This window comes from Psychrilyobacter piezotolerans (assembly GCF_003391055.1).
In the GTDB taxonomy this organism is placed as follows: Bacteria; Fusobacteriota; Fusobacteriia; order Fusobacteriales; family Fusobacteriaceae; genus Psychrilyobacter; species Psychrilyobacter piezotolerans.
Genome location: NZ_QUAJ01000016.1, coordinates 42561 through 69053, shown reverse-complemented (window position 1 = coordinate 69053; position 26493 = coordinate 42561). Strand labels below are relative to the sequence as shown.

Below are 26493 nucleotides of genomic sequence, written 5' to 3'. Positions count from 1 at the left end.
CCTGACGGGCATAGTTGGTAGGACGAAACTCGCTAGGTGTTTGCAGAGGAGCAGGACGACTAGGAACTTCAAAAAAATCGGTGTAGTCTATACAAAAAAAGCTAGGCATCTAAGCCTAGCTTTTATTATTTTAAAACTACAATTTTTGCAGTCGTGGATTTGTTGGTGAAAGTGAGCCACCACACACCTGACTCACGACTCCTTGATTTTTACTCTTCTTTTAAAAACTTCCAGTCAAATATATGTTCCTTGTTATTTTCTCTAAATTTTACATTTTGTCTCTTTAAATATTTTCTTATAAATTAAAGCTATAAGGAAGTTATAATGTGATTTTACTATTTATTGTTTTAATTTCTTATGAAGAAAGGGATATTTATCCAAACTAAAAAATAAATTATACCAAAGTTGACTTTTTTTTTAGATTAAGGTATATTTTGAGCAGATCGCTAAGAAGTATTTTTAGTGTCATAAAGTTACAATTATTTTTAAAAAAATTTAAAAGGGAGCACAATTATGGATGAAAAAAAAAGAGTTATACAGGAGTATGTTCCAGGTAAACAGGTTACTTTAGCCCATTTAATCGCAAATCCAAATAATGAAATTTATAAAAAATTAGGTCTCATAGGAGATAATAATGGAGCTATAGGAATATTAACAATAACACCTGGAGAAGCTTCTATTATTGCAGCGGATATAGCTACAAAAAATGGTGATGTTCAAATAGGGTTTTTAGATAGGTTTAGTGGGACAGTAGTTATAAGTGGTGATGTATCTAGTGTTGAAGGGTCTTTAGAGAGTGTAATCTCTTTTTTAGAAGAAACTTTAAACTTTTCAATTTCGAAAGTAACAAGGTCTTAGCCTATGAAATTAATGTTGGTTGGAAGAACAGGTGTTGGAAAAACTACTTTGACTCAAAGGCTTAATGAAGAGAGGTTAGAATATAAAAAAACTCAAATGGTAGATTATACTGGTAAAATAATAGATACTCCTGGAGAATATGTTGAAAATAGAAATTACTATAAAGCTTTAAATGTTGTAGCTATAGATGCCCAAATTATAGGGTTAGTTCAATCAAGCCTAGATGAAGTTAGTGTTTTCCCACCTAATTTTTCATCAATGTTTTTAAATAAAAAAGTTATAGGGATAGTAACTAAAGTAGATTTAAGTAGTGATACAGAAATAGCTAGAAATTTTTTAGAACTTGCAGGAGTTGAAGAAATTATTGAGATCGGAAAAAATTGTGAAATAGAAATTTTGAAAAATTATATAAGGGGAGAAAAATGAAGATTAGTGTTGTAATAGCAGAAGATGACCCACTTACTAGAATGGATATAGTAGAAATATTAACAGAAGCTGGATATGATGTTATAGGTGAAGCTAGTGATGGTATAGAAGCTATAACTGTATGTAAAGAAAAAAATCCAGATATAGTATTACTGGATATTAAAATGCCTATAATTACAGGTCTTCAAGTTAGTAAAATATTAGCAGATGAAAATTTTGAAGGATGTACAGTGTTATTAACTGCGTATAACATAGAAGAATATATAAATAAAGCTAGTGAAAATAAAGTTATGGGATATTTGTTGAAACCTATTGAGGAAAAGACTTTTTTATCTCATTTAAAATTAATTTTTAACAATTATAAAAATATAAAATCTTTAAAAAAAGAAGTTAAAGAAATTAAAGAAACATTAGATAGCAGAAAAATGATTGAGAGAGCTAAAGGTATAATTATGAATTCTACAAAAGTTTCTGAAGATGAAGCGTATAGAATTTTGAGAGAAGTAAGCATGACCAAAAGAGTAAGTATGTTGAATTTATCAAAAATAATTATAGCAACAGGTGAATTTAATGATAACTACTTACTGTAAAATATCTGGTACATTGATACAAGAAGACATAGAAAAAATATTGAGTTTAAAAGAGACTGTGTCGATGTTAAGCAATATTTTAGGAACAGATGTCTTTATAAACTGTGCTACGAAAGACAGAGAAAAAGCAATTGTTGTTTATCATGCAAAACCACCTCAAAATAGTCTTTATACTAGAAATGTGTCAGGTGAAACCGCCACATCTACAAAAGAGCCGGCTGTTTTTAGAAGTTTTTTAACAGGATTACCATCAAAAAATTACAAAGCAATAACTCAAGAAGAGGAAGATGTTACTCAAAACGTAATACCAATAAAAAATAATGATAATCAGACTATAGCAGTTATAATAGTTGAATATAAAGATCATGGTGAAAAAAAACTAGACTCAGATTTATTAAATAAAACAACCAATAATTTGATTAAAGAAATAAGCGTTTCAAGAACTAAAATTCCAGAATTTGTAAAAGATGGAGTTGTAGTTTTCAATAGAAATGGAGAAGTAATTTATTCAAATAAAGTTGCAAAATTTATTTATTCAAAATTAGGAATATATCACAATATATTTGGTAGAAACTATGAAAATATAACATTAACAAGAACTAATTTTTTTAAGATATTGGAAGATGTGGAAACTAAAAAAATAAAAGAAATAACAATATCAGAGATATCTTTAGCGGTTTCTTATTTCTTAACAGAATTTGAAGAAAATGAAACTAATGTGATAATGATTGTTCAAGATATTACAAAAGAAAAAAACAATGAAAAAGAGTTAATGTTGAGATCAGTAGCAATAAAAGAAATCCATCATAGAGTAAAAAACAATCTACAAACAGTAGCAAGTTTACTAAGAATACAAAAAAGAAGAGTAGAAAATGAAGAACTAAAAAAAATATTAGATGAGACAATAAATAGAATACTTAGTATAGCTATAACACATGAAATACTGTCCGAAAATGGGTTTAATGATTTGAATATAAAAACAATTTTAAAATTAGTATACAAAATTTTTTCAAATACATCTATTGACAAAATAGATAAAATAAGGTTTAATGTTACTGGAGATGACTTTTATACGAATTCAGAAACTTCTACATCAATAGCTTTAGTTATGAATGAAATATTGCAAAATGCAATAGATCATGCTTTTATAGGAAGGGGAAAAGGGAATATAATAATTAATACTGAAAAAAAACAATTTTGTTTTAAAATTAGCGTATCTGACAATGGGGTTGGAATGGACGCTAGTAAAAGAAAAGATAAAAATTTAGGAATGATGATAGTTGAAAAAATTGTAAAGGACAAATTAAAAGGAACTTTTAATGTTAAAAGTGAAATTGGAAAAGGAACCACTATAGAATTTGAATTTAAAAATATATAATATTATGATACACAAAGAAGTGTATTTATAAGGCAATGGAGCCAAAGTAACATAGGATAACTATGTTATTTTGGCTTTTTTTATTACCAAAGGAGAAGAGATGAAAGAAGAGATAATTAGTGTTGGAATAGATATAGGAACTTCTACAACCCAACTAGTGTTTACAAAGATTATTTTAGAAAACATGGCTTCGGGAGCGAGAGTCCCCAAAATAAAAATAGTTGGTAAAGAAGTTTTTTATAGAAGCGATATTTATCTTACACCACTACTAAACCAAAGAGAGATTGATGCAGAGAGTATTAAAAAAATTATAAAATCTGAATATAAAAAAAGTGGTGTAGAGGTAAAAGATGTAGAAACTGGAGCCGTTATTATAACAGGGGAAACTGCTAGAAAAGAAAATGCTAGAGAAGTATTAAATGCATTAAGTGGATTAGCAGGAGATTTTGTAGTAGCAACAGCAGGACCAGATTTAGAAAGTGTTATTGCAGGTAAAGGTTCAGGAGCAATGGATTTTTCAGAAAAAAATAATACAACAATTTGCCATTTCGATATAGGAGGAGGAACAACAAATATTTCTTTATTTGATAAAGGTGAAATAATGGATACTACGTGTTTAGATATAGGTGGACGCTTAATTATATTTAAAGATGAAAATTTAGAAATTAGTTATATCTATGAAAAATATTTGAAATTGATCGAAAATTTAGACTTAAAAAGTTTGAAGGTAGGATCTAAAGCAAAATTAGAAGAATTGAAAATTTTATGTAGACATTTGGGATATATGCTCTTAGAAACTCTGAATTTAAAAGAAAAAAGCATTGATTATAAAGAATTAATAACATATAAAGATTTCATGGGATCCTTTATTTCTGAATATGTAAGTTTTTCAGGAGGAGTCGCAGATTACATCTATAATGAATCTACAGATAATAAATTTATTTATTATGATATTGGTATAATTCTTGGAGAAGAAATAAAGAAAATATTTGAAAATGAAAATATAAAGACAACAAAAGCAGGAGAAACAATAGGTGCAACAGTGGTAGGTGCAGGCTCTCATACTACAGAAATTTCAGGGAGTACTATAACTTATACTACTAATTCGTTTCCATTTAAAAATATACCAGTAATTAAACTTACACCTGCAGATGAACTTTTAGAAAAAGGTGAATTTAAAGAAAAACTTTGTAAAAAGATTGATTGGTTCAAAATTAGTGGAGATGATCAATTAGTAGCAATAGGATTAACCGGGAAAAAGAATATGAAATATTCAGAGATATCAAATCTATATAAAAAATTGTATGCAGCTCTATTTAATGTGAAAAAATTAATAATAGTAATTGAACATGATGTAGGTAAAGTGTTAGGGCAAGGACTAATACTTCAATATCCAAAAGGAACAGAAATTATTTGTATCGATGGAATTAAACTTACAGATGGAGATTATATAGATCTAGGAAGACCATTAGGTAATGGAAGTGTGTTACCAGTGATAATAAAAACATTAGTATTAAACTATTAAATAAAAGAGGTGGAGTAAATGAGATTAAGTACAAAATTGTTTGGCGTAGAGTATCACTTTAAGTCTCTTAATGAAGTTATGGCTAAAGCCAATGAATTAAAATCAGGGGATCAACTAGCAGGCATTGCAGCTAAAACAACAAAAGAAAGAGTTGCAGCTAAAGAAGTTTTATCTGAGGTTACTTTAAAAGATTTAAAAGAAAATCCAGCAGTGCCATACGAAGAAGATGAAATAACCAGAATAATCATGGATGATTTAAATCTAAAAGTTTATGATGAAATAAAAGAATGGACTGTTAAAGATTTAAGAGAGTGGTTATTGAGTACAGAAGTAAAAGGAAATGATATTAAGTGGATTAGAAGAGGTCTTACCTCAGAAATGATAGCAGCTGTAACTAAGTTAATGTCAAATTTAGACTTAATACAAACAGCTAAAAAGATAGTCGTGACTAAACATTGCAACACTACTATTGGAGGAGAAACAGTACTTGCAGCAAGATTACAACCAAATCATACAACAGATGATCCCGATGGAATTATGATCTCCCTTTTAGAAGGATTAAGTTATGGAGTTGGAGATGCTGTAATAGGACTTAATCCTGTAGATGATACGGTTGATAGTGTAATTAGAGTATTAGAAAGATTTGATGAAATAAAAAGAAAATGGAAAATACCAACACAAATTTGTGTACTTGCTCATGTTACAACACAAATGGAAGCAATAAAAAGAGGAGCACCAACAGATTTAATATTTCAAAGTATAGCAGGGTCTGAAAAAGGAAATGAAGCTTTTGGTATAAATGCGAAAATGATAGAAGAAGCTAAAAATTTAGCATTGAGGGAAGGGACTGCAGCTGGACCAAATGTAATGTATTTTGAGACAGGACAAGGATCTGAACTTTCATCAGATGCACATCATGGCGTGGATCAACTAACGATGGAAGCAAGATGTTATGGGTTCGCTAAAAGATATGACCCTTTCATTGTAAATACAGTAGTAGGTTTTATAGGACCAGAATATCTATACGACAGTAAACAAGTAACAAGAGCAGGATTAGAAGATCATTTTATGGGTAAATTACATGGACTTTCGATGGGAGTAGATGTTTGTTACACAAATCATATGAAAGCAGATCAAAATGATATAGAAAACTTAGCAATATTGTTGGGAGCAGCAGGATGTAATTTCTTTATGGGAGTACCCGTTGGAGATGATATTATGCTTAACTATCAAACAACAGGATACCATGACATACAAACAGTAAGAGAAACATTAAATAAAAATCCAATTAATGAATTTTCTTTATGGCTTGAAGAGATGGGAATTAGAAAGGATGGGAAATTTACAAAAAAATCAGGAGACGGATCAATTTTTTTATAAGAGGAGGAAAAAATGGTATCAGAAAAAGAACTTAAAAGCATAATTTCTAAAGTTTTAGAACAAATGGGGTCTGAAACAAAAATAGAAAATCAATTAGTGGAAGAAAAATCAGAAAAATTATGCAATAAAGAGTTAGAAGACATAACAGTGAAAGAAATTAAAGATATATGTGAATTAAAAGAATTCCATAATAAGGAAGAATTTTTAAAATATAAACAAAAGACACCTGCAAGAGTAGGAGTGTCTAGAGCTGGAAGTAGATATCTTACTAGTACTTCATTGAGATTTAAAGCAGACCATGCTGCTGCGATAGATGCAGTATTTAGTGATGTATCTGAAGAATTTTTAAAAAGAAATAATTTATTTAAAGTAGAAACAAGATGTGAGAATAAAGATGAATATCTTACTAGACCTGATCTAGGAAGAAGGATTTCTGAAACAGGAGTTCAAGAAATTAAAGAAAAATGTAAAAAATCACCTAAAGTACAAGTTTATATTTCAGATGGTCTAAGCTCAACTGCTATAGAAGCAAATATTGAGGACACTCTACCATCGTTATTAAATGGATTAAAATCTTATGGGATAGAAACAGGGACTCCATTTTTTGTAAAATATGGTAGAGTCGGTGCAGCAGATGAAGTTTCAGAGGTTGTGGATGCAGAATTAACATGTGTATTGATCGGAGAAAGACCAGGATTGGCAACTTCAGAAAGTATGAGTGCATATATTACGTATAAAGGCTATATAGGGATTCCAGAAGCTAAAAGAACAGTAGTTTCAAATATTCATAGAAATGGAACATCTGCTGCGGAAGCTGGCGCACATATAGCACATATTATAAAACAAAGTTTGGAAGCTAAGGCTAGTGGACAAGATTTAAAACTTTAGTGGAGGGAAAATAATGATTAATGATCAGTTGAGAGCAAAAGTATTAGGAGTAAAAGTTATACCAAATGTTGATGATAAGATGGCAAAGGAATTAAAATTACCAAATGGGTATAAAAGTATTGGAATTGTTACTGCAGATTGTGATGATGTAACTTATACAGCGCTTGATGCTGCTACTAAAATGGCAGAAGTAGAAGTTGTTTATGGAAAATCATTCTATGGTGGAGCAGCAAATGCAAACAGTAAATTAGCAGGAGAAGTTATTGGAATAATAGCAGGACCAAGCCCTGCTGAAGTAAAGAGTGGATTAGACTCGATAGTTGATTTTATAGAAAATGAAGCATGTTTTTATAGTGCTAATGAAGATGATTCTATAGCTTATTATGCACACTGTATTTCAAGAACAGGAACATATCTATCAGAAAGCTCAGGTATAAAAGAAGGGGAAGCCCTAGCTTATTTAATAGCTCCTCCTATAGAAGCAATGTATGCTTTAGATACAGCGATGAAAGCTGCAGATGTAGAGATGGTTGCATTTTTTGGACCACCATCTGAAACAAACTTTGGTGGTGCTTTATTAACTGGGAGTCAATCAGCATGCAAAGCAGCTTGTGAAACTTTTGCAGATGCGGTTAAGTATGTAGCTGCAAATCCAACTAAGTATTAAGGAGTAAGCAATGAAAGCATTGGGAATGATAGAAACTACTGGATTGATAGGAGCTATAGAAGCTGCAGATGTAGCTACAAAAACAGCAAATGTCGAGATTTTAAATAAGCATTTTATTAGTGCGGGAATAGTAACATTAGAAATAACAGGAGATATAGGAGCGGTGAAAGTAGCTATAGAAGCAGCTGTAGAAGCTACTAAAAAACTAGGTGTTTTTATGAGTAGTAATGTAATAGCAAGACCTGGTGATTCAATCGCAAATCTAATCTTAGGTGATTTAAAAAACGACAATCTTCAAATAACAAAAAAAATTGAAAAAACAGTTGAAAAAGAAATAAAACTAGAAGAAGTAAAGCCAGAAGAAATAAAAGAGTTGAAAAAACAGACAATAGTCGAGAAAAAAATAAAAAATAAAAAATAAAAAACTACAGGAGGAATAATTATGGCAACTTTAAATGCATTAGGAATGATTGAAACAAAGGGATTGGTAGCAGCGGTAGAAGCAGCAGACGCAATGGTGAAAGCAGCAAACGTAACATTAGTAGGGAAGGAAATGATCGGTGGAGGATTAGTAACTGTACTAGTTAGAGGAGATGTAGGAGCAGTTAAAGCCGCTACAGATGCAGGAGCAGCAGCAGCAGATAGAGTTGGAGAATTAATATCTGTTCATGTAATTCCAAGACCTCATTCAGAAGTTGAAATTATTTTACCAGAAGTAAAAACTAAATAGTAAACAATTAAATTGGCAGAAGTTGTAAAAATATACAACTTCTGCCGTTTAAAAATTAGGGAGAATTAATATGGGTTCAATTGGTGTAGCTGAATTCTTTAGTATTGCTGAAGGAATAGAAACATTGGATAAATTTTTAAAAGGAGTGGACGTCGATGTATATAGAGCTGGAACGACATGTCCGGGGAAATATTATTTTATAGTCTTAGGTGACACAGAATCTATAAATACAGGCCTAAATAGTTTAAGCAATGAACAAAAAAAGATAGCAATTTCAGGAGTTTCAGAGGATATTCTGAAAGCAATAAAAAATCAAAATAGTAAAGAAATAAAAAGTTCTATAGGAATATTTGAATTTTTAAGTATTTCTGAGAGCCTTTATTCTTTAGATAGTGTAATAAAAAAAACTGATGTGGAAATAGTAAAGTTAGTATTAGGCTATGGTATTGCGGGGAAAAGTTATTATGTTGTAACTGGAAATATAGATTCTATCGAAGAAGCGATAATTTTAGTGACTAAATCGTACAAAGTAAAAAATTATAGAAAAATAAATAATCCTAGTAATGGAATATTAAGGTATATTTAGGAGGAAAAGAATGGATAAAGATTTATTGTCAATACAGCAGGTTAGGGATTTAATGACCCTTTCTAAAGGTGCACAAAAAAAATATGCTGAATTTAGTCAAGAAAAAATTGATTATATAGTTAAAGCCGTTGTAAAAGAAATGTCTTCGCATAATGAAAGGTTGGCAAAACAAGCAGCAGAAGAAACTGGTTTTGGTATATGGGAAGATAAAGTAATAAAAAATAAATTTGCTTCTGAATATTTATACGAGTATATAAAAGACATGAAAACAGTAGGAGTAATTAAAGAAACAGAAAATATATTAGAAATAGGAGTTCCACTAGGGGTTGTAGCAGGAATAATTCCGTCAACTAACCCTACTTCCACAACGATATATAAAGTTTTATTAGCATTAAAATCAGGAAATGGAATAATTGTTAGTCCTCATCCAAATGCTAAAAATTGCATAATGGAAACAGTTAGAATTATGCAAAATGCAGCATATAAAGCTGGAGCACCGGAGGGATTAATTGGAGTAATTGAAATTCCAACTTTACAAGGAACCCAAGCTCTTATGAAACATAAAGATACCGCTGTTATCCTAGCAACAGGTGGAGAAGCAATGGTGAAAGCAGCTTATAGTTCAGGGAATCCAGCTATAGGAGTAGGTCCTGGAAATGGTCCTGCTTTTATAGAGAAAAGTGCAAATATAAAACTTGCTGTAAAAAGAATCTTAGACAGTAAAACATTTGATAATGGTGTTATTTGTGCCTCAGAACAATCAATAATAGTAGAAGAAGTGAAAAAAATAGAAGTAATAGAAGAATTAAAAAAACAAGGGGCTTATTTTTTAACAAGAGAGCAATCTGAAAAATTAGGAAAGTTTATACTGAGAGCTAATGGATCTATGAATCCGCAAATAGTAGGGAAAAGTGTAAAACATATCGCAACTCTTGCAAATATTGAAGTTCCAGAAGGGACAAGAGTAATGATTTCAGAGGAAACAACAGTATCTAAAACAAATCCTTATTCAAGAGAAAAATTAGCTCCAATATTAGCTTTTTATGTGGAGAAGAACTGGGAAGGTGCTTGTAAAAGATCTATAGAAATATTAAATAATGAAGGGGCAGGTCATACTCTGTGCATTCATTCAGAGGACAAAGCAATTATTAGAGAATTTGGATTAAAAAAACCAGCTTCCAGAATATTAGTAAATACTCCAGGAGCTTTAGGTGGAGTAGGTGGAACAACTGCTTTAGCGCCTGCATTTACACTGGGATGCGGAGCTGTCGGAGGGAGTTCTACGTCAGATAATATAACACCTTTAAATCTTATCAACATAAGAAGGGTAGCTTGGGGAATTAAGGAGTTAGAGGATTTAAAACCTAATAAAACTTCTATCTCAAATTCAAATAATGAAACTTCTTTAAATATAGATATAGATATAGAAAGCATCATTAGAAAAGTAGTACAAAACTTATTAAATAGGTAGGTAACTATATGGTAGTAACAGAATTAAAATTAAGAGAAAGTTATAGGAATAAAGAATTTAGTAAATATTATTTAGAGAAAGGTGTGATATTAACGCCTTCTGCTAAACAATTTCTTCATGATAAAAAAATAGAAGTAACCCAAGAAAAAAAAGAACAGAAAAAAATAGAAGTAACAAAAAATAAAATTGAGCAGATAAAAGAAGAAAAATTAGTAAAAAAAGATGAAGTTGCTAAATATCAAGGGCTCATGGGAGAAGTATATTTTGAAAAGCCAGAATATATGACTCAACTTTCAGGGAATATCTTGGTAAAAAAAAATCATAAAATAATTTATTTTAGAAGTAAAATGGATAGTTTTTTATCAGAATTGATATTAATCGAAAAGCAAGTTAATACTAATAATAATATTGAATTAAAAGAAGATTTTAAAAGCATAAAACGATTTTTAGATGAAATAATAAAATCAGAAGTGTTAAATACTAGATTAGATAAAGACTTAAAAATTTTTAATTTATCATTGGAAAAAATAAGAGAAATCTCTCATAATCCTAAAAAATATTTTTCTATGGATAACCTTTTTGGTATATCATCTGAAAATAACATTAGAACTTTATACTTAAATAAATTAAGGGCATTAATTAGAGAAGTAGAAATAACGGCTGTAGATGCTTTTGTATCAGAGTCAAAGGTTCAAAAGATAGATCTTTTAAAAGCCCTAAATAGACTAAGCAGTGCAATTTATATAATGATGTTAAAGGAGGAAAAAGGGGAATATGGAAATTGAAAAAATAGTAAAACTTGTTAAAGATCAATTAGAACAATACAATAAAAAAGATCAATTAGAACAGTGCGATGAGAAAAAAATACCAATAGAAGCTTCTGGAAGACATATTCATTTATCTTATGAAGATATAGAGAACTTATTTGGAAAAGGATATGACTTAAAGCAAAAAAAAGAATTATCTCAGCCAGGTCAATTTGCTTGTGAAGAAAGAGTTAGAATAATTGGTCCAAAAGGTGTGATAGAAAACGTAATAATTTTAGGACCCGCTAGAGCAAAGAGTCAAGTTGAAATTTCTTTGACTGATTGTCGTAAATTGGGGATAAAACCATTTATAAAAAATTCTGGAGATATCCTAGGTACAGCTGGAATAATTGTGACAAATAAAGATAAAACAATAATATTAAACCAAGGAGCCATAATAGCTAAAAATCATATTCATATGAATTCAGAAGAAGCAAGAAGATTAGATGTCAGAGATAAGCAGAAAGTAAAAGTGAAAATTCATTCAGAAAGACCTATCATTTTTGAAGAAGTATTGATAAGGGTAAATGATTCATTTAGATTAAGTATGCATATTGATTATGATGAAGCTAATGCTTGTAGTCTTAACAAAAATTCCTATGGAAAAATAGTATGAATGAAGAAAATATAATAGAGTTAATAAAAAAAGAGGTAATGAGATATATTAAATTTGATAATATCTTAAATAAAAATATAGAAATTATAGGTGAAGATTTACTTCTAAAAGATGAGTTAAGCAAAAAATTTGAAATATCTGATAAAGGCGAATGTTTGGTTGTTACAACAATTGGGATAAAAGAGATGGTCGCTCTTTCTCAGGGGACTTATGATAATGATTATTGTGAAAAGATTTTAAAAGAATTATTAAATGGCAAGAAAATTTTTTTAATAGAAGAAGGAATAGCTTGGAGAAAATATAAAAAAATTCCATTATCTTTAAAAGTGATATATGAAGAGTATGAAAAAAAAATTGAAAAATATGGAATACAAATATCTAAAAGATTGGAAATTCAAGAGAAATTAATAAAAAAAAGTAAATATATTTCAGAAGGAATTTTAGATTTGAAAAAAATAAAAAATGAATTTAACTCTAGTAAGGTAATAGAAATGTCCAAGGATGTAAAGATAACAGAGCTGGCTAAAGAATTTGCAAGAGAAAATGAAATCAAATTATTAAAAAGGTGATGAGATGAAAATAGGTAAAGTAATTGGTAATGTTTGGGCCACTAGAAAATCAAATAATTTAAATGGATATAAGTTTTTAGTGATAGAATTAGAAGATAGTGAAAAAATTGTTGCTTGTGACAATATAGGAGCAGGTGAAGGTGATAGAGTTTTAGTGACTCTAGGAAGTGGAGCAAGAAAAGGAACTTATGATGAAAATGTGCCTATAGATTCATTGGTTATAGGCATTATTGATGAAATAGAAGAAAAAGGAGGAGAAGATGAATAAGAAAATATTGATTACTTTAAGGAATATCGATGAATATATTTGTGGTAGTGACTTTTATGTATCTAAAAATATGATACTATCACCTATAGTAAAGGATTGTTTGAAAGAAAGAGATATAAAATTATCTTACAGCGAAGCCAAAGAAAATAAAGAAATATCTTTAGAGAATAGAATTAAAATAATCTTAGAAAAAGAATTTAACGTGGTAGAAAAAGAAAAAGTAAATAAAATTATAAAAATTATTGAGGAGATGGTAAAAAATGGGAATTAATGACATTATTATTTATATAATGGTTTTTTTTATGGCAGTAGGTGCTATTGATAAATGTATGGGAAATAGATATGGATATGGAGAAAAATTTGAAGAAGGGTTTATGGCTATGGGAGCACTTGCGCTGGCAATGGTAGGAGTTATATCTTTAGCTCCAGTATTAGCTAATGTATTAAGACCAATAGTTTCACCGCTGTATAAAATGTTAGGAGCAGATCCTGCGATGTTTGCAACAACATTACTTGCTAATGATATGGGTGGGTATCCTTTAGCTATGCAATTAGCAGAAACTCCAGAAGCAGGAGTATTTGCAGGGCTTATTTTAGGAGCTATGATGGGACCAACAATAGTATTTACAATACCGGTAGCTTTAGGAATTATAAAAGTTGAGGATAGAGAATTTCTTGCAAAAGGTGTACTAGCAGGGGTTGTAACTATACCATTAGGTTGTTTAGTAGGTGGTTTAGCAGGTGGATTTAATTTAGAATTAATTTTGGTTAACTTAGTTCCTATAATTTTATTTGCTGCAATAATAGCTTTAGGGTTATGGAAAATTCCGGCTAAAATGATAAAAGGATTTACGATTTTTGGTCAAGGAGTAGTAATAGTTATTACATTAGCTCTAGCAGCAATAGTGATAGAAACTTTAACAGGAATAGTAGTTATACCAGGAATGGCCCCGATATCTGAAGGTATTGAAATTATAGGAGCGGTTTCAATCACATTAGCAGGAGCATTTCCATTAGTTCATTTCATTACTAAGGTATTTAATAAACCTTTATTAAAATTTGGAAAACTTTTAGGAATGAATGAAACTTCTGCAACAGGAATGGTAGCTAGTTTAGCGAACAGTATTCCCATGTTTGGATTAATGAAAGACATGGATGAAAAAGGGAAAGTATTAAATGTAGCTTTTGCGGTAAGTGCTGCTTTTGTATTCGGAGATCATTTAGGATTTACTGCCGGTGTTGATAAAAGCATGATATTCCCGATGGTAATAGGAAAATTAGTAGGAGGAATTAGTGCTATGACATTAGCATCATTTATGTATAGTTCATCTAAAAATAAAAAACCAGTTGGAGAAGAGGTATAATGAATATAAATCAAAAAAAATTAGAAATATTAATAAAAAAAGTTATAGAAGCAGAATTAGGTGGTAAAAAGGATTCAAAAATTAAATACTTTGATCCAAGTGGAGTAGGAGTAATAAAAGCAAATAAAATAGAACGAGAAAGATTTGATACTGGAAATCCTAGTGATCAAGTCTATGTTACAGATTTATTTTCATTAACTGAAAGTCCAAGAATAGGGGCAGGAATGATGGAAATGGAAAAATCTACTTTTGACTGGACATTAAACTATGATGAAATAGATTATATAATTGAAGGAACATTAAAAGTTATTATTGATGGAAGAGAAGTAATTGGAGAAAAGGGAGACGTAATGTTAATACCTAAAGGTTCCAAAATTAAATTTAGTGCACCGGATTACGCTAAATTTGTTTATGTTGTTTATCCAGCTAATTGGCAAGAACAAAACTAGGAGGATGAAATGAAAGACTTTAAATTAAAGCCTGAAATTAAATATGGAAGCCAATCTTTAGGATGGATTAAAAATTTGAAATCAAAAAAAATTCTTATAGTGACAGATAAAACTATGGTTAAATTAGGCTTAGTTGATAAAGTAATATCTAATTTGAATGGATCAGAAATAAAAGTGTTTGATAAAGTTCAACCTAATCCAACTATAGAAGTTATAGAGGATGGAATAAAAGAATATTTTATGTTTAGTCCGGAAGTAATAATAGCATTAGGCGGAGGTTCTCCTATCGATGCTTGTAAAGGGATAATTTATTTTAGTTATAAAATTCAAAAAGAACATAATGGATGTATAAAAAGAATTCCATTCATAGCAATTCCTACAACAAGTGGAACAGGTTCAGAGGTAACCTCCTATAGCGTTATTACAAATAAAAATAGTAAAATAGCTTTATCAGATGATGAAATGTTGCCAACTATAGCGATTTTAGACCCAGAGTTTATGAAAACTCTACCAAAAGTTGTAATTGCTGATACTGGAATGGATGTATTAACTCATGCAATTGAAGCATATGTATCTACTTCTAGGAATTCGTTTACGAATGCTTTATCTTTAGAAGCAATTAAAATAGTTTATAAAAATCTGTTAAAGCATTATGAAAATGCTGAGTTAATAAAACCTAGAGAAGAGATACAGCATGCTTCATGTATGGCAGGTCTTGCCTTTAATAACTCTTCTTTAGGTATAAATCATAGTATAGCTCATACTTTGGGTTCTAATTTGCATTTATCTCATGGGAGATCAAATGCAATAATAATGCCTTATATAATAGAAAATAATAAAAATGCTTATGAACATTATTTTGAAATTTCTAAAATGCTCGGCTTGCCTTCAGAAAATATAGTGGAAGGTAAAAATTCCTTGATAGCATTAATTACTATTTTAAAAGAAAAAATGGAAATTCCAAATTCTTTAAAGGATTTAGGTATAGAGTTTGAGGAATATAAAAAATTAATGCCACAATTTTTAAATGATATTGAAAAAGACATTTGTACCACTGGAAATCCTAATCAATTTACAAGTGAAGAATATATTGAATTATTGACTAAATTATATTACGGATTAATGTAGATGGTATAACAACTTTTGTGTTTTCATATAAATTTTGAGGCTGTTGCAAGTTTTGTTTAAACTCTAAAAATTAATATAAAACTTTTATAAAGTGAGAAGTAATAATTCTTTAATTATTGCTTCTCATTTTTAATATATTAGTGGTGCTATACTCCTCTAAAAAAAAGAAGTCAAAGAAGTATATAAAAAAGGAGTCAGGCAATTGCCTAACTCCTTTCTCTATTATTAACTCCCACAACTTTCTAGAAAAGTTATAAGAAAATTATTTTTGGTGGAAGTGACGGGAATTGAACCCGTGTCCAAGAACACCAGTATTATAGGTTTCTACAAGCTTATTTCGTGAATTAGTCTCGTATAAACTCGTCTCACAAACAGAACCAGTTTATACCAGTCAATTAAAGATGTCCCGCAGGTTTAATGACGAAACCATTGGTAAGCCTGATGTTAATTATATTCTACCGACCTGCACAGGCCTTAGGAAGGTAGAACACGCTGCGCTATTAGGCAGCTATTGCGTAATTTTCGTTTCCATTTAAAAAATGGTTTGACCTCTCACAGCGGTCAACCTGACCTGCTTCCTATAACCTAATGCCCCTGTCGAAACCAGTGCACTCCCGTAATGTTGAATTTTTATATTAAAGTCATATATCTTATCTATATGTATCTTTAAGAGCTCTGTCAATCTGTCTTTTTGCATCTTTTTTTGCCAGGGTATCCCTTTTATCATAGTTTGTTTTACCCTTACCCAAAGCTATTTCTATCTTGATCCTTCCAGCCTTTTGGTATACCGAGATAGGTACTATAGCGTATCCTTTTTGAGATACTTTTTCATGAAGTTTTGCAATCTCTTTTTTGTGAATAAGAAGTTTTCTTACCCTTTTTTCATCGGGATTATATACACTCCCAAAGGTCCAGGGAACAACACTCATACCCATAATAAAGATCTCTCCATTTATTATCCTGACAAAGGCTTCCTTGATACTTACCTGACCAGCCTTTATAGATTTTACCTCACTACCAATTAACTCTATTCCTGCTTCAAGTCTATCTTCTATAAAATACTCATGAAACGCTTTTTTGTTTTTAGCCAATGCCATAATATCACCTCATTCTACTACAATATTATACTATAGATACATATATTTTACAACTTCTACTGGAAAATCTTACCGCATAACTGATAACTGAAATTTAGAGTACACTGAAATTTTCGGAGATAAAACCCCTTTATCTCAATAATATCCTACTTTTTTTAATTTTCAAGGCGATCTAGCTTTTACAGTGATTATCCTGCCGAGAGCGACCTACAAATTAAGGTACTCAGTGTAACGAGGACTGGAACACGAAAGCTCGTAGCGGTGTTATCTCGACTTAGAAGCCAACTGGTTCTAGCTTCGGTTTCTCTGATTTGAGAGAAACCATAAGAAGGAGGAGTTTAACCTTCTTTCACTTTTTGGTTACTTTTTTTGCTCGCATTTTTATTTTTTCTAATGTTATTAGAGAAAATAAAATAATCGCGATATCTAAAGTAACTCGTATCAAAGGCGGAAACTTTGGAACTTAATTGATATACAATTATTAAATATATTTTTAACTTTTAAGTAAATATTGAAAAATAAGGTTCTAAGGGTGCCACCCTTAAGTGGCTCTGTTTCTTTTTATCTGAAAAATAAATAGAGGAAAGAAAAGCAGACTTTTTCCAAATGATGTTATAGGAGTAAGTCAGGGGTAATTTCCGTCTTTTTACTGTGACAGTCCTCGCTTCACTGTGGAACTTATTCTGTTTGACGACTAAGTAAGATATTTACTGCGAAGCTAGGTAACATCTAGAAAAAGAAGTGAAATTCAAGAATTAAAAAGCTATCTTTGGACTTTGAATTTCGAAGTTTATAGTCGTTAAGCTTCAGCCGTAGTGTTTCTACAATGACGATCGTGTATTACTCAACGCCAATTATTCTTGCTTCGGTTTCTCTGATTTGAGAGAAACCATAAGAAGGAGGAGTTTAACCTTCTTGAAGTTTATAGTCGTTCTGAATATCTTAACACAGAGATACACCGAGGTCGAGATTAGAGTTCCACAGAGAAAATAGAAGGGAAAATGAGGTCAAAAAAAAAGCAGTACATGCTGCTTTTTAGAAGTTAAATTTATAACCAACTGAAAGGGTGATTCTGTCATAGTCAACTCTTTCTCTGGAACCGCTGACTTTACACTTATTAATTGCATACATTAATTCTATAGTGTAATTTTTGTATTCTATCCCGGCACCTACCCCCCAGTATAAACCACTGTTCACCTTTATGGAAGTTTTTTCTATCCTGTCGTTGAGTGTGTTTTTTGATTTTAAATCTGAAGCATCAAAATTGAATGAGTATCCTAAATTGGCCTTTAAATATGGTTTTACTTGTGAATTCGAAATAAAGTTGTATCTACCGGTTACATATACCGGTATAGAACGATATCGTACACCTGAGGTATCCACCTTACTTTTATAATTAAAATGTTTTCTGCCAGCATGAACCTGATAAGCCAGACCTAAACCTACATCTATATGTTCATTTAAAATTTTATATCCTTCTACCGCTACCTCTCCACCAAACCCTTTTGTTTTACTGTTTAAGAGAGTGTTTCCATTATCATCATAAGTTCTTTCGTATCCAGATATTATATCTACACCAATTTTTGGATTTATATAAAAATCAGATTCAGCAAACGTTACAGTTGATAAGACTACTAATACTAATAAGAATAATTTTTTCATGATTAAATCCCCCATAAATTAAAATTCCCACACATAAGTAACTTATTTGTTATCTTTGTACTTAAATTATAATACCATGTAATCTGAATTTGGTCAAATTTTTGTGTGATTTGTGATTGTGGTTTCATTTTAGTGAAAATAGGTTATTTGTAATTTAAATTTTTTAATGTTAACATATTCAATATAAGACATATGAAGGAAGAGGGTTTAGAATGGATATTTTATTGGGAACTAAACAGGTATTATCCCAGAAAAACATAAAAAAATTAAAAATTTTAGAGATGAATACAGATGAACTGAACAGTTTTTTATGGGAATTTAAGAGTGAAAATTTTATACCTACAACAGAATTAACGAATGAGATATATGAAAAAAAAGAAGATTCTTTAGAAGAATTTTTATGGGACCAGCTTAGATTCTTAAAAATAGGCAGGTTAGAAAAAGAGATCTGCAGGTATTTTGCAGAAAGTTTAGATGACAAAGGATATTTAAATATTTCATTGAATGCAGCGGCAAGAAAATTTAAAACCACAATTTTTAAGGTTAAAGAAGCAAAGGAAACATTAGAAACCTTGGAGCCGGCAGGAATAGGAGCCGGTAATTTAAAAGAAGCTATTATTATTCAGAGCAGAAACCATGAGGAGTTGAAAAAGATATCTCCCAAGATATGGGACGACATTTTAAATATGAGGCTGGATCGGGCAGCTATAAAATTAGGTATTTCAGTGACTGCCTTAAAGGATCTTATAGCTCCTGTAAGAAATTTTATATCCTATCCCAGGAGGGATTTTGCAAGCAAAAAAGCCAGAATTCAAAGTTCAGATATAATGATTTCCAATGAACTGATTTTAACTTTAGACAAAAGGTATGAATATCAGTTTGATGGAGGGGAACTCTCTCAATTTTTATCTAGAAAAAAATTAAAGGAGATAGATTCAATCAATCTGGCACTGGAAGCCAGAAGAAAAACTCTGCTCAATATAGCTCATTTTATCCTGGAAAAGCAAAGGAAATTTTTTTGTGGGGGATATATGGTTCCTTTAAAGTTGTCGGATGTTGCAGGGGAACTGGAGTTACATATATCTACAATAAGCAGAGCCTGTAAGGATAAAATATTGGAATATAACTGCAAACAGTATAAGTTAAATGATTTTTTTGTGGGAGAGGCAGGAAAGGGCTGTTCATCCCAGAGGTTATCTGTTGAAATTCAAAAACTGGTAGATGCAGAGGATAAATTTAATCCATATTCAGATGAGGAGATAAGAAAAAGGCTGGAAGAAAAAGATACAGTGGTTGCCAGGAGAACTGTGACCAAATACAGGGAAAGGCTGGGCATATTGAAAGGGAGGCTGAGAAAGAACTATGAATGATAAAAATGAACTGAAATATTCAGTATTTAAAAATTTAGTAGATAATCTCTATGATGAGGTGATCGTATGGGATGATGACTATAAGATAGTCTATGTGAATAAGGCCAGTTATAGACACTATGGTTTGTCTCCAGAGGAACTTATAGGAAAAACATTCTATGAATTGACAAAAAAAGAGTATTGGTATCCCTCTGTTCTTCCAGATGTATATAAAAATCCAAGAATTGTAAGTATAATTCAAAAAACCCATTTGGGAGCTAAAATAAAAACTACGGCGGTGCCTATTTTTTCAGCTAAGGGAAAATTAGAATATGTGGCTATGAATGTAAAGGATGTAGTTTCAGAGGTCCCTTCTACAGTGAAAGATACTGTAGAATTAAAAAACAAGGATTTTATTACCATGAGTAAAGAGATGACCGTTCTCTTAAGTTTGACTGAAAAGATAGCAAAGATAGATTCAACGGTTTTGATCCAGGGAGAGTCAGGGACAGGAAAAACATTTTTAGCAAAATATCTGCATAAAAAAAGCAAGAGGAGTAAAAAACCGTTTATATCTATAAACTGTGCCTCTATCAATGGGAATTTATTGGAGTCGGAATTATTTGGATATGTAAAGGGAGCATTTACAGGGGCTGTGGGGAGTGGAAAGAAGGGATTTATCCAGATAGCTGACGGGGGGATCTTGTTCTTAGATGAAATAGGTGAGATGCCCCTTGAATTACAGGCAAAATTTCTCCATGTGATTCAAGACAGGGAATTTATCCCGGTAGGAGGAACGAAACCCATTAAGATAGATATTAAAATAGTGGCTGCAACCAATAGAAATCTAAAAGAGATGGTAAATATTGGGAAATTCAGGAGGGATCTATACTATAGGCTGAATATTTTTGAACTTCTGATTCCTCCCTTAAGAAAAAGAGAAAGAGATATAACACCGCTGGCTAATTATTTTTTGAATAAAAATAATGAAAAATATGGAAGAAATTGTTATTTAGATGAAAAAACATTAAAAATAATGCTGGGGTATTCCTGGCCTGGAAATATAAGGGAATTATCTCATATAATTGAAAGATTGGTAGTGACATCTGAAAAGACTAAGATAATGCCTAATATTTTACCTGGTGAATTTTTCACCCTTCAGGATGAAGAGGAAAATATTTTTGAAAACACAGACATAAATTTAGATGAAATTATGAGTGAATACGAGGAGAAGATAATAAAAAAATATTATGAATTATATCCCAGTTCAAGAAAACTGTCAAAGGAGTTAAAAATAAGTCAAAGTAAGGCCAGTCGATTGATAAAAAAATATATCGAACCAAAAAAGACTCGCGAGTCATAAAAGACTCTTCGGTTAATACTTCATATGTTCTATATACAATCTAAAAAAACCAAAAGAAAACGAGTCGTAAAAGACTCGTTTTTTTATTTATTTTGGGATGGTTTTTAATTTCAACTTATCTTAGATAAAAAATCATTGATATCTATGGTTTGGCACGATTTTTGCTAAATACATGAGTAATAAAACATTAGGAGGTTAAAATGAAAATAACAGATATTGAGGTAATTATACTACGGGTTCCAGAAATAGGAAAAACATGTACTTGGGGAGATGATGCAGTTATTGTAAAAGTACATACAGACTGTGGCATTGTAGGAATAGGTGAAAGTGACTCGTCACCACTGGTTATAAAATCAATAATAGAGACTCCCAACTCCAATCTATATTGCTATGGATTAAAGGAATTATTAATAGGTGAAAATCCACTGGAAATTGAAAAACTATGGGATAAGATGTACTGGGCATCTAATTATATGGGGAGAAGGGGAGCAGGGATTCATGCAATCAGTGCGATTGATATAGCACTTTGGGATATCGCCGGGAAACATTACGGTGTACCAGTTCATACACTTTTAGGCGGGAAACATAGAGAGAAAATAATGGCTTATGGAACTTTTATTCCATATAATGATTTAGAAAAAAATAAAGAAGAGGCAAGGCGTCTTGTAGACAAGGGTTTTAAAAGTATTAAGTTTGGAGGAGGAGTTTTTGGAGAAGATCCGGATACAGATTATAACATCGTCAAATCTGTAAGAGATGAAATTGGAGAGGAGGTAGAACTTCAAATAGATCTAGCAACTAAGTGGAGAACTTCGGGACACGCTATCTATATGGCAAACAGATTAAAGGAATTCAACTTAAATTGGATAGAGGAACCGATCTTAGCTGACGATTCAAATGGGTATGCCAAATTTTCTAGCTGTGTAGAAGCTAAATTAGCAGGAGGAGAAGCTCTAACTACCGTGCATGAATTTAAGGAATTTTTAGAGAAATATGATGCTGATATAATTCAGCCGGATATTACCAGATGTGGGGGAATCACGGAAATAAAAAAAATATATGATATGTCTCAAATGCACGGGGTAAGACTGATTCCTCATGGATTTAGTACCGGGATTTTACTTGCGGCTTCTGTACAGTTTTTAGCCTCCAGAGAGTATGGAACATTGATGGAATTTTCTGAAAGTCAGAGTCCTTTGGTAACCGAATTAGTTAAAGGGGCTCCAACGTTTAAAAATGGATATGTCAAAGTAAGTGACAAACCGGGACTTGGAATTGAGTTGGATGAAGAAATAGTGGAAAAATATAGAGTTGATATAGCAGATATATTTAAAAATTAGGAGGGAATCATGAGTAAAAAAACAGGTGTAAATGTTGGAAAATTAAAAATAGAAAAAAATATAGAGGGAGCTAGAATTGATAAAGTGCTGATTTCTATTAGTATCTTTTTCGTTATTCTACTGGTTGGGTTATTGTATACAAACCCTGAAGCTTCTCAGGAAATTGCAAATATTATATTCGGTAAAATGACAAATTGGTTTGGGTCATTTACATTAATCTTTACTTTTTCAGGTTTTGTAATATTAGTGGGAGTAGCATTGTCAAAATACGGAAACATTAAATTAGGTGATCATGCACCTGAACATTCGACCTTTAAATGGGTTGCAATGATGATTAGCTGCGGACTGGGATCAGCTACTATTTATTGGGCATTTATAGAATGGGCTTATTATATAGGAACCCCTGGATTAGGAATAGAAGCAAACTCAATAAGAGCATTTGAAATGGCACTGCCTTACAATATGTTCCACTGGGGATTTAGTGCGTGGACGTTATATGCTTTAGTCGGATTACCAATGTGTTATCATTTTTATGTTAGAAAAAATGAAGGTCTCAGCCTTAGTTCTATAATCAGCAAAATCACTGGAATCAAAAAAGATGGTATTATTGCTACGATCATTAATGTTATGTTTATTTTCATCTGTTTTGGTGGATTAAGCATTACTTTAGGAGTATCAGTACCTCTAGTTTCACAAGTATTATGTGCTGTAGTTGGGATCACACCTACTTTCTCGATGAATGTTGCATTAATTTTATTAATTTCAATAGTTTATTCCCTTAGTTCATATATTGGTATCGAAAAAGGAATGGCCAGAATATCAGATTGGAATGGTAAATTAGCGATTTTCTTTCTGTTAGCAATTATAGTTTTAGGTCCTAGTTTATTTATCATAAATAATACTACTAATTCACTTGGGTTAATGTTACAAAATTTCGTTGGTATGAGTCTATTTACAGATTCAATAGGTCAAACTGGATTTCCTCAGTCATGGACAATATTTTACTGGTTATACTGGATAACTTATGCTCCATTTACAGGAATATTTATCGCAAAAGTTTCAAAAGGAAGAACTATCAGGTCGGTAATTATAAATACTTTAGTCAGTGGAAGTATTGGATGTTTTGCTTTTTTCGGAGTAATTGGAAGTTTATCTATAGACAGGCAAATGAAGGGCTTAGTTGACATGACTGGTTTATTAGGTGCAGGTAAAGATACATTTGCCATAATCGAAGTCATGAAAACTTTACCTTTAGGTAGTATATTCATGATGATGTTCTCAATTATAGCCGTATTATTTTTGGCAACAACTCTAGACGGAGCAGCATTTACAATGGCATCTACAGCTACACCGGGATTAAAATCAAATGAAAATCCACATCCAATTCATAGATTATTCTGGTGTGTATTATTAGCTTTAGTTCCTTTAGTAATGATCTTTATAGGAGCAAATTTAAATACAATCAAAACAGCAGCAATTATTACAGGAGTACCGATAATATTCCTTATGATAATAATGGTTTATGGATGGATTAAATGGATGGTAAAAGACTATCAGGTTCACACAGAAAAAGAAAATAATTATATTTTAATTGATAATGAAAAGGAAGGAAATCATGAATAGATTTAGTAAAAAGGATGAAAAAGACAATGTTGCAACAGCATTAGTTGATTTAGGGAAAAATAAAGCAGCCCATATATATCTATCTAATGGAGAACGTTTGACAAATGTACAGTCCAACGAAATGATACCCCATGGAAATAAAATTGCTCTAAATGATATTAATAATGGAGACAAAATTTATAAATATGGTGAAGTTATAGGGATATGTACAGAGGATATAAAAAAAGGAGACTTAGTACATGTACATAATGTAAAAAGTTTAACAGTAGATATTCCAAAAGAATTTAAAAAAGAAATAATGAGACAAATTAAAATTATGCAAGAAGAAGGTGAAGCAAATGAACTTTAAGGGATACAGAAGAGAGGATGGATCAATAGGGATTAGAAACAAAACTCTGATTATAGCAGTGGATGAATGTTGTGATGGAATTGCCAGAAATATTTCGGAAAAAGTAAAAGACTCAGTAGTTTTGACTAATTCATACACATGTATGCTTGGTGGAAATGAAGAAACTTTTAACCAAATGATAGCAGTTGGAAAAAATCCTAATGTTGGAGGAGTTTTAGTTATTGCAATGGGGTGTGGTAGTATTTTACCTGAGCAAATTGCTGAACCAATTGCAAAAATAGGCAAGCCTGTAGATATACTTACATGTCAAAAAAACGGTGGAACACGTAGAACAATCGAGACAGGAATCCAAAAATTAAAAACAATATCAGAAGAGATCAATAAAACTCCAAGAGAAGATGTTTCTATCGCTGAATTAATAGTAGGTGTGAAGTGTGGTGGATCGGATACAAGCTCTGGAATGGCATCTAATCCTAGTGCAGGAAATGCTATTGATAAATTAATTGATGCAGGTGGTATAGGAATTGGTGGAGAGTTATTTGAACTTCAAGGATGCCAGGAAAACCTAAGAAAACGTGCTGTTTCTGAAGAAGTGTTTAATAAAATTGATTCTTTAATTGAAGCTGAAAAGTCAAGATGGAGTGTAGAAGGAACAAATGTTGAGACAATGAGTATTGGTAACAGTGTAGGCGGGCTTACTACTATTGAGGAAAAATCACTTGGTGCACTTTATAAAATGGGTACGAAACCAATAAAAGATATTTTAGAGATCAATAAAGATTTTATTGATAAACCAAAGGAAAGTGGTTTTTACCTGTCGGAAACAACAATGTTGTGTGGTGGAGCCGGTGTGAACTTTGCATCTTTAGGAGCTCAAATGGTTTTATGGACAAGTGGAGCAGCAGGATTTAACAATCCAATTATTCCCGTAATTCGTATAAGTGGAAATGAAGATCTATTCAATGATGATATGGATATTGATGCTAGAGGTATAATGGATGGATCAGATACTGTTGATAATGTTGGTAATAATATAATTAAAAAAATTGTTGAAATTGCAAATGGTGAAAAAACACAGTTAGAAGATATTGGAAGTGCAACTCTGACGTTGTATCAAAAAGATCAAAGGTTGGAACAGCTATTGGGTAGTTGCAAAAACAAATAAAAATGAGAAAATAAAATCTCCTCCTAAATTTAGGAGGAGATTATTATTATTGTAAGAAGGACCTACAAATATTTTTTTAAAAATTCTCCTACCCCGGATTCATCACTGGATGCAGCCACATGGTCAGCAACTTGTTTTAACTCGTCAAATGCATCACTCATTGCTACTCCTATTCCGGCTATTTCCAGCATCTCCTTGTCATTCAATCCGTCTCCAAAGGCTATTACCTGGGACAGGGGAATATTCTCCTCCTCCATGATATTTTTCATAGCTGTGCCTTTGTTGACATTTCCATCTAAAATTTCCAGGAAAAATGGTCTTGAAAAGGTAGTGTAGACACTGTCACCTAATTTTTCTTTTATATCTTTTTCTATCTCCAATAGATTCTCGTGCTCTCCCACATAGAGAACCTTTGTGGAAAACATCTCATCCAATCGGTCAAAATCCTTTTTTACCGGTTCCAGTCCTGAAATTTCTTTATACAGTTCAGTTTCTTCATTGGTAATATTTTCAGAATACCAGATCTCATGCTGGTATAGGTTTAGGTGGGTTTTATACTCCCTTGCAATCTCTATCAATGTCTTGAGGGGCCTTTCTTTTACCGGGTATTCCTTTTCACTACCATGGGGATATATGATTTTTGCCCCGTTATAGCAGATAGCAGGAGTTGTTAAGTTAAGTTCCTCATGATATGATCTCATAGACTCATAACTTCTGCCGGTGGCTAAAAATATCTTTATTCCCTTATCCTCTAATTTTTTTAGGACTTCTTTATTTGTCTCGCTGATCTTATGGTCGTTACCTAATAATGTCCCGTCCAGATCCAGCATAATCGCTTTTATCATT

At 31.4% G+C, this 26493-nt stretch carries 29 protein-coding genes and 1 other RNA gene; 26 read left to right on the top strand and 4 right to left on the bottom strand.

What is annotated here, in order from left to right; genetic code table 11:
- The first annotated feature begins 513 nt into the window (after nucleotides 1-513).
- The 20 genes from eutS (at nucleotide 514) to DYH56_RS09815 (ending at nucleotide 15699) form a co-directional block, all read left to right on the top strand.
- Nucleotides 514-858: an ethanolamine utilization microcompartment protein EutS gene (eutS, locus tag DYH56_RS09910; protein WP_114642708.1), complete on the top strand. Its 345-nt coding sequence runs from the start codon at nucleotides 514-516 to the stop codon at nucleotides 856-858.
- A 3-nt stretch (nucleotides 859-861) separates the two neighbouring features.
- Nucleotides 862-1284, top strand: a complete 423-nt coding sequence (locus tag DYH56_RS09905; protein WP_114642707.1) for a EutP/PduV family microcompartment system protein — start codon at nucleotides 862-864, stop codon at nucleotides 1282-1284.
- A complete protein-coding gene (locus tag DYH56_RS09900) occupies nucleotides 1281-1874 on the top strand; it encodes an ANTAR domain-containing response regulator (protein WP_114642706.1) in 594 nt (197 codons plus the stop codon). Before DYH56_RS09905 ends, DYH56_RS09900 begins: the two co-directional genes overlap by 4 nt.
- Complete coding sequence (locus tag DYH56_RS09895) at nucleotides 1855-3252, top strand: GAF domain-containing sensor histidine kinase (RefSeq protein WP_114642705.1); 1398 nt, start codon at nucleotides 1855-1857, stop codon at nucleotides 3250-3252. Before DYH56_RS09900 ends, DYH56_RS09895 begins: the two co-directional genes overlap by 20 nt.
- A 100-nt stretch (nucleotides 3253-3352) precedes the next feature.
- Complete coding sequence (eutA, locus tag DYH56_RS09890) at nucleotides 3353-4777, top strand: ethanolamine ammonia-lyase reactivating factor EutA (RefSeq protein WP_114642704.1); 1425 nt, start codon at nucleotides 3353-3355, stop codon at nucleotides 4775-4777.
- A gap of 18 nt (nucleotides 4778-4795) precedes the next feature.
- Complete coding sequence (locus tag DYH56_RS09885; RefSeq protein ID WP_114642703.1) at nucleotides 4796-6157, top strand: ethanolamine ammonia-lyase subunit EutB; 1362 nt, start codon at nucleotides 4796-4798, stop codon at nucleotides 6155-6157.
- 12 nt (nucleotides 6158-6169) lie between these two features.
- On the top strand, nucleotides 6170-7045 hold the full coding sequence (gene eutC, locus DYH56_RS09880; protein ID WP_114642702.1) for an ethanolamine ammonia-lyase subunit EutC: 876 nt from the start codon (nucleotides 6170-6172) through the stop codon (nucleotides 7043-7045).
- A gap of 13 nt (nucleotides 7046-7058) precedes the next feature.
- A complete protein-coding gene (eutL, locus tag DYH56_RS09875) occupies nucleotides 7059-7712 on the top strand; it encodes an ethanolamine utilization microcompartment protein EutL (protein ID WP_114642701.1) in 654 nt (217 codons plus the stop codon).
- A gap of 10 nt (nucleotides 7713-7722) precedes the next feature.
- A complete protein-coding gene (locus DYH56_RS09870) occupies nucleotides 7723-8133 on the top strand; it encodes a BMC domain-containing protein (protein WP_114642700.1) in 411 nt (136 codons plus the stop codon).
- Nucleotides 8134-8154: 21 nt separating this feature from the next.
- Nucleotides 8155-8442 carry a BMC domain-containing protein gene (locus DYH56_RS09865; protein ID WP_114642699.1) on the top strand — a complete coding sequence of 96 codons (288 nt, stop codon included), beginning with the start codon at nucleotides 8155-8157 and terminating at the stop codon, nucleotides 8440-8442.
- A 70-nt stretch (nucleotides 8443-8512) separates the two neighbouring features.
- A complete protein-coding gene (locus tag DYH56_RS09860) occupies nucleotides 8513-9028 on the top strand; it encodes a BMC domain-containing protein (protein ID WP_114642698.1) in 516 nt (171 codons plus the stop codon).
- A 10-nt stretch (nucleotides 9029-9038) separates the two neighbouring features.
- Nucleotides 9039-10499: an acetaldehyde dehydrogenase (acetylating) gene (locus tag DYH56_RS09855; protein ID WP_114642697.1), complete on the top strand. Its 1461-nt coding sequence runs from the start codon at nucleotides 9039-9041 to the stop codon at nucleotides 10497-10499.
- Between the two features lie 8 nt (nucleotides 10500-10507).
- Nucleotides 10508-11284 carry a cobalamin adenosyltransferase family protein gene (locus DYH56_RS09850; RefSeq protein WP_114642696.1) on the top strand — a complete coding sequence of 259 codons (777 nt, stop codon included), beginning with the start codon at nucleotides 10508-10510 and terminating at the stop codon, nucleotides 11282-11284.
- Nucleotides 11274-11921 (top strand): phosphate propanoyltransferase, encoded by a 648-nt coding sequence (gene pduL, locus DYH56_RS09845; RefSeq protein WP_114642695.1) that lies wholly within the window; start codon nucleotides 11274-11276, stop codon nucleotides 11919-11921. The genes DYH56_RS09850 and pduL overlap by 11 nt, the downstream gene beginning before the upstream one ends.
- Nucleotides 11918-12490, top strand: a complete 573-nt coding sequence (locus DYH56_RS09840; protein ID WP_114642694.1) for a hypothetical protein — start codon at nucleotides 11918-11920, stop codon at nucleotides 12488-12490. Before pduL ends, DYH56_RS09840 begins: the two co-directional genes overlap by 4 nt.
- A 4-nt stretch (nucleotides 12491-12494) precedes the next feature.
- Nucleotides 12495-12758 (top strand): EutN/CcmL family microcompartment protein, encoded by a 264-nt coding sequence (locus DYH56_RS09835; RefSeq protein WP_114642693.1) that lies wholly within the window; start codon nucleotides 12495-12497, stop codon nucleotides 12756-12758.
- A complete protein-coding gene (locus DYH56_RS09830; RefSeq protein ID WP_114642692.1) occupies nucleotides 12751-13029 on the top strand; it encodes a hypothetical protein in 279 nt (92 codons plus the stop codon). Before DYH56_RS09835 ends, DYH56_RS09830 begins: the two co-directional genes overlap by 8 nt.
- Entirely contained in the window at nucleotides 13019-14122 is a 1104-nt protein-coding gene (gene eutH, locus DYH56_RS09825; RefSeq protein WP_114642691.1) for an ethanolamine utilization protein EutH, read from the top strand. The genes DYH56_RS09830 and eutH overlap by 11 nt, the downstream gene beginning before the upstream one ends.
- Nucleotides 14123-14127: 5 nt before the next feature.
- Nucleotides 14128-14571 carry a EutQ-related cupin domain-containing protein gene (locus DYH56_RS09820; RefSeq protein ID WP_114642720.1) on the top strand — a complete coding sequence of 148 codons (444 nt, stop codon included), beginning with the start codon at nucleotides 14128-14130 and terminating at the stop codon, nucleotides 14569-14571.
- Nucleotides 14572-14580: 9 nt separating this feature from the next.
- Nucleotides 14581-15699: a 1-propanol dehydrogenase PduQ gene (locus tag DYH56_RS09815; protein WP_114642690.1), complete on the top strand. Its 1119-nt coding sequence runs from the start codon at nucleotides 14581-14583 to the stop codon at nucleotides 15697-15699.
- 269 nt (nucleotides 15700-15968) lie between these two features.
- Here the strand turns inward: DYH56_RS09815 and ssrA are convergent.
- The 3 genes from ssrA to DYH56_RS09800 form a co-directional block, all read right to left on the bottom strand.
- Nucleotides 15969-16315, bottom strand: a transfer-messenger RNA (tmRNA) gene (ssrA, locus tag DYH56_RS09810).
- Between the two features lie 34 nt (nucleotides 16316-16349).
- Entirely contained in the window at nucleotides 16350-16796 is a 447-nt protein-coding gene (smpB, locus tag DYH56_RS09805; RefSeq protein ID WP_114642689.1) for an SsrA-binding protein SmpB, read from the bottom strand.
- Between the two features lie 1035 nt (nucleotides 16797-17831).
- Nucleotides 17832-18458, bottom strand: coding sequence for an outer membrane beta-barrel protein (locus tag DYH56_RS09800; RefSeq protein WP_158539116.1), 627 nt, complete (start codon nucleotides 18456-18458; stop codon nucleotides 17832-17834).
- Nucleotides 18459-18670: 212 nt separating this feature from the next.
- Here DYH56_RS09800 and DYH56_RS09795 point away from each other — a divergent pair, with 212 nt between their 5' ends.
- From DYH56_RS09795 to DYH56_RS09770, 6 genes are all read left to right on the top strand, one after another.
- The gene (locus tag DYH56_RS09795) at nucleotides 18671-19828 is read left to right on the top strand and encodes an RNA polymerase factor sigma-54 (RefSeq protein ID WP_114642687.1); all 1158 of its coding nucleotides are present in this window, start codon (nucleotides 18671-18673) and stop codon (nucleotides 19826-19828) included.
- A complete protein-coding gene (locus DYH56_RS09790; protein WP_114642686.1) occupies nucleotides 19821-21170 on the top strand; it encodes a sigma-54 interaction domain-containing protein in 1350 nt (449 codons plus the stop codon). The genes DYH56_RS09795 and DYH56_RS09790 overlap by 8 nt, the downstream gene beginning before the upstream one ends.
- A gap of 200 nt (nucleotides 21171-21370) precedes the next feature.
- The gene (locus tag DYH56_RS09785) at nucleotides 21371-22510 is read left to right on the top strand and encodes a mandelate racemase/muconate lactonizing enzyme family protein (RefSeq protein WP_114642685.1); all 1140 of its coding nucleotides are present in this window, start codon (nucleotides 21371-21373) and stop codon (nucleotides 22508-22510) included.
- Nucleotides 22511-22519: 9 nt separating this feature from the next.
- Nucleotides 22520-24133: a BCCT family transporter gene (locus DYH56_RS09780; protein WP_114642684.1), complete on the top strand. Its 1614-nt coding sequence runs from the start codon at nucleotides 22520-22522 to the stop codon at nucleotides 24131-24133.
- Entirely contained in the window at nucleotides 24126-24482 is a 357-nt protein-coding gene (locus DYH56_RS09775) for a UxaA family hydrolase (protein ID WP_114642683.1), read from the top strand. The genes DYH56_RS09780 and DYH56_RS09775 overlap by 8 nt, the downstream gene beginning before the upstream one ends.
- Nucleotides 24472-25647: a UxaA family hydrolase gene (locus DYH56_RS09770; protein ID WP_114642682.1), complete on the top strand. Its 1176-nt coding sequence runs from the start codon at nucleotides 24472-24474 to the stop codon at nucleotides 25645-25647. Before DYH56_RS09775 ends, DYH56_RS09770 begins: the two co-directional genes overlap by 11 nt.
- A 62-nt stretch (nucleotides 25648-25709) precedes the next feature.
- Here the strand turns inward: DYH56_RS09770 and DYH56_RS09765 are convergent, their stop codons facing one another.
- On the bottom strand, nucleotides 25710-26492 hold the full coding sequence (locus DYH56_RS09765; RefSeq protein ID WP_114642681.1) for a Cof-type HAD-IIB family hydrolase: 783 nt from the start codon (nucleotides 26490-26492) through the stop codon (nucleotides 25710-25712).
- Between the last annotated feature and the right edge of the window lies 1 nt (nucleotide 26493).

Bases quoted from the DNA above. Each gene is read 5' to 3' on its own strand.
- DYH56_RS09780 (WP_114642684.1), top strand. From the start codon at position 22,520: ATGAGTAAAAAAACAGGTGTAAATGTTGGAAAATTAAAAATAGAAAAA.
- DYH56_RS09850 (WP_114642696.1), top strand. From the start codon at position 10,508: ATGGTAGTAACAGAATTAAAATTAAGAGAAAGTTATAGGAATAAAGAA.
- DYH56_RS09895 (WP_114642705.1), top strand. From the start codon at position 1,855: ATGATAACTACTTACTGTAAAATATCTGGTACATTGATACAAGAAGAC.
- DYH56_RS09765 (WP_114642681.1), bottom strand. From the start codon at position 26,492: ATGATAAAAGCGATTATGCTGGATCTGGACGGGACATTATTAGGTAAC.
- pduL (WP_114642695.1), top strand. From the start codon at position 11,274: ATGGAAATTGAAAAAATAGTAAAACTTGTTAAAGATCAATTAGAACAA.
- DYH56_RS09775 (WP_114642683.1), top strand. From the start codon at position 24,126: ATGAATAGATTTAGTAAAAAGGATGAAAAAGACAATGTTGCAACAGCA.
- DYH56_RS09865 (WP_114642699.1), top strand. From the start codon at position 8,155: ATGGCAACTTTAAATGCATTAGGAATGATTGAAACAAAGGGATTGGTA.
- smpB (WP_114642689.1), bottom strand. From the start codon at position 16,796: ATGGCATTGGCTAAAAACAAAAAAGCGTTTCATGAGTATTTTATAGAA.
- DYH56_RS09785 (WP_114642685.1), top strand. From the start codon at position 21,371: ATGAAAATAACAGATATTGAGGTAATTATACTACGGGTTCCAGAAATA.
- DYH56_RS09795 (WP_114642687.1), top strand. From the start codon at position 18,671: ATGGATATTTTATTGGGAACTAAACAGGTATTATCCCAGAAAAACATA.
- eutL (WP_114642701.1), top strand. From the start codon at position 7,059: ATGATTAATGATCAGTTGAGAGCAAAAGTATTAGGAGTAAAAGTTATA.
- DYH56_RS09860 (WP_114642698.1), top strand. From the start codon at position 8,513: ATGGGTTCAATTGGTGTAGCTGAATTCTTTAGTATTGCTGAAGGAATA.
- DYH56_RS09790 (WP_114642686.1), top strand. From the start codon at position 19,821: ATGAATGATAAAAATGAACTGAAATATTCAGTATTTAAAAATTTAGTA.
- DYH56_RS09800 (WP_158539116.1), bottom strand. From the start codon at position 18,458: ATGAAAAAATTATTCTTATTAGTATTAGTAGTCTTATCAACTGTAACG.
- eutS (WP_114642708.1), top strand. From the start codon at position 514: ATGGATGAAAAAAAAAGAGTTATACAGGAGTATGTTCCAGGTAAACAG.
- DYH56_RS09900 (WP_114642706.1), top strand. From the start codon at position 1,281: ATGAAGATTAGTGTTGTAATAGCAGAAGATGACCCACTTACTAGAATG.
- DYH56_RS09830 (WP_114642692.1), top strand. From the start codon at position 12,751: ATGAATAAGAAAATATTGATTACTTTAAGGAATATCGATGAATATATT.
- eutC (WP_114642702.1), top strand. From the start codon at position 6,170: ATGGTATCAGAAAAAGAACTTAAAAGCATAATTTCTAAAGTTTTAGAA.
- DYH56_RS09835 (WP_114642693.1), top strand. From the start codon at position 12,495: ATGAAAATAGGTAAAGTAATTGGTAATGTTTGGGCCACTAGAAAATCA.
- DYH56_RS09905 (WP_114642707.1), top strand. From the start codon at position 862: ATGAAATTAATGTTGGTTGGAAGAACAGGTGTTGGAAAAACTACTTTG.
- eutH (WP_114642691.1), top strand. From the start codon at position 13,019: ATGGGAATTAATGACATTATTATTTATATAATGGTTTTTTTTATGGCA.
- DYH56_RS09870 (WP_114642700.1), top strand. From the start codon at position 7,723: ATGAAAGCATTGGGAATGATAGAAACTACTGGATTGATAGGAGCTATA.
- DYH56_RS09885 (WP_114642703.1), top strand. From the start codon at position 4,796: ATGAGATTAAGTACAAAATTGTTTGGCGTAGAGTATCACTTTAAGTCT.
- DYH56_RS09815 (WP_114642690.1), top strand. From the start codon at position 14,581: ATGAAAGACTTTAAATTAAAGCCTGAAATTAAATATGGAAGCCAATCT.
- DYH56_RS09840 (WP_114642694.1), top strand. From the start codon at position 11,918: ATGAATGAAGAAAATATAATAGAGTTAATAAAAAAAGAGGTAATGAGA.
- eutA (WP_114642704.1), top strand. From the start codon at position 3,353: ATGAAAGAAGAGATAATTAGTGTTGGAATAGATATAGGAACTTCTACA.
- DYH56_RS09770 (WP_114642682.1), top strand. From the start codon at position 24,472: ATGAACTTTAAGGGATACAGAAGAGAGGATGGATCAATAGGGATTAGA.
- DYH56_RS09855 (WP_114642697.1), top strand. From the start codon at position 9,039: ATGGATAAAGATTTATTGTCAATACAGCAGGTTAGGGATTTAATGACC.